This window comes from Actinoplanes cyaneus, assembly GCF_016862095.1.
In the GTDB taxonomy this organism is placed as follows: Bacteria; Actinomycetota; Actinomycetes; order Mycobacteriales; family Micromonosporaceae; genus Actinoplanes; species Actinoplanes cyaneus.
Genome location: NZ_BOMH01000143.1, coordinates 1 through 2,328 on the forward strand (window position 1 = coordinate 1; position 2,328 = coordinate 2,328).

1 protein-coding gene is annotated in these 2,328 nt (G+C 54.7%); it reads right to left on the reverse strand.

What is annotated here, in order from left to right; genetic code table 11:
• Window positions 1-614: 614 nt before the first annotated feature.
• Window positions 615-2,216 (reverse strand): GmrSD restriction endonuclease domain-containing protein, encoded by a 1,602-nt coding sequence (locus tag Acy02nite_RS47710; protein ID WP_203756711.1) that lies wholly within the window; start codon window positions 2,214-2,216, stop codon window positions 615-617.
• Window positions 2,217-2,328: the final 112 nt, after the last annotated feature.

Here is a 2,328-nt window from a genome sequence, read left to right on the forward strand (position 1 = left end):
GGCTCAATCATGGAGTCATCGGCGGCAGCAGAGTCGAGTAGCCAGACAAGATCACCGTACGAGCGTTCGTGTCACCGATGTGTCGTGATCGTCCATGCCGGACGCAGCGCCGCTTCGCCATCCACTAGCAGTGACGCGAAAGAAGATCCGACCAGCGCAGCCATGAAACTCCTGCTCAACACCCCTGTCTGAAAGTGAGATCGATTCAGAAAAGAATCCTGGCGCTGCCAAGCCGCAGCACAGAGGCGAAGATCCCTGCCAATTCCGAGAAGACCGTACGCGCGTACGTGCAAAACAGCGTGTCGCGCGCAAGGAGAAGCATCAAGGTCGACAAATGAAGGACCAGCTGAGCTGGCCTTTCACAAAGTCGGGCTGACAGGATTTGAACCTGCGACCCCTTGACCCCCAGCCCGTTGGAGTCGGCGTTCACGCACGTCAGACGCGATGTGCCGCGTTCAATCGACGGTCAAGTGTGCAGGACATGTCCCGCCACGCGTAGCGTGTGGTCCCCAACTGGTCCCCACCCCCAGCCTCGGACATCTGTCTACAGTCATACGTTTGTGCCATCACCCTGCGTTAAGCTGGTTCGCAGCTACTAGCACTTGCCAATCTCATCAATGGTCTCCACCACAAAGTTCGCCAATCCAAACCGCAGCCGCATTCGCGCGCGCTTCCAAGAAGTCGTCGTAGCTGCACGACCCGTAGTCGAATCCAGTTGGACCCGGAAGCAGATTCGATCCGAAGATGGCTTCAGCTTGCACCCCGTGCCTATTCACCAATTCTGGAAGGTAGACGTTGGGCTCAGCATCGCTGATAGCGTTGTTTTCACTAGCAGCCAGCAGACAGATGTTCATCAGCCGGTTCGGGTCCGCGTCGGCATCGGTCCGCTTGAGGAAAGCTTGGGGGAAAATGTGGTGGAACTGGTGCTTGTTGTAGACGCTTAGAGCAGAGTAGGCATCGATAGAAGAGCCGTTCGTTATATTCCTAGGTCCCCGCTTAGCCATGGCCAGTGCGAAAGCGCGCGCACCGGCGCCATTCTTCCTGAATCCCAACCGTAGCAAGGTGCGAATAGTGGGCATGCCGCCGAATTCATCGGCCGCAATGGCGTTGTCAAGAACGAAGCTTCGGGTAGCGGCCAAGCTCTTGTTGACGAAAGATTCAGATGCACCGCGATAGTGCTCAGTAAAAGCTGAACGCCAAAACCACTGCCGGACACGCCGCACTTCAAGGTCACTCAAAGCCTTTCGCTCGCCAAAAATCGCCGCCAGAATGACTAGATGAGCTTCATAGGGCAGAAAGTCAAGGCTATGCACACGGAATTCTGTTACGAAGAAATCGACCGCTCTTTCCAGTGCTCCTTTCGCGCGTTCTACGAGCGTATCTAGATGCGTAGCAGGCTTTCCGCGTAGAGCTATGATCGACTCTCTATCTGTCGAATTCGAGTCGAGAGCCGAGAGAACTTTCAACAAGGTAGTCCCTTGAACCTCGTCGAAATCCTTTCCTTCCAGAGCAGTAGCTAGTTGTTTCGCTCGTTCGTTGAGATCGAAGTTACGTGACCACGTTGCCGCGACCATGAGGTCATAAATAGACAGGCGCGTCCCAGAGCTATTAATCCTCTCGAAGATTGGACAAACCTCATCAAGTGTAAGATTTTTAAGTGTAACTACCGGAAGCCGATATCCCGTCAAAACGCGTACCAGATTATCGAGGTCTTTTTGTAGGTCATGGCCTTTAGGATGCGCCTGTAGTGCTGTCCTGAAGTCCAGCAACCTGCTTGTGCGGAAAAGTATCCGCAAGGGGAAAACATGAACTGGTGGATTCTCGGGCAGAGGCACGAAGCCGGCATCCTCAAGAAGGTCATAGCCAGCAGCGAATCCTGAACTCTCTTCCGCAGCGCCGAGGCATGAGTAGATCACAGTTAGGCGTTGCTGCCCGTCCAACACGTAATCAGTTGGGCTGTGGTCATCCGTCTCTGGAAGAGTAAAATCACCAATGTTACGATCGGTGACGAGCTTGTCACCTGTTCGCCATAACAACAAGCTTCCGACTGGGTAGTTGCTTGCGAGGCTGTCTAGGAGCTCAAGTGCTTGCGTGTCCTTCCAGACGAAACGACGTTGGAATGCCGGAACTTTCACCTCGCCTTCATCGATCTGGGAGATTAGATCTTGCAGAGTTGGAGTGGACGGTTCTAGCCGAGAGGCAATGTTTGGGCGCACAGCTAACAGCATAGGCCAGTAGGGGCCGTGATTCTTAGTGAGTGTTCGAGAAGGCTGTTATCCGGGCGTGCTGAGTATTCGGCGGGTCTGGCGGGTGGCGGGCCGGCCGCGC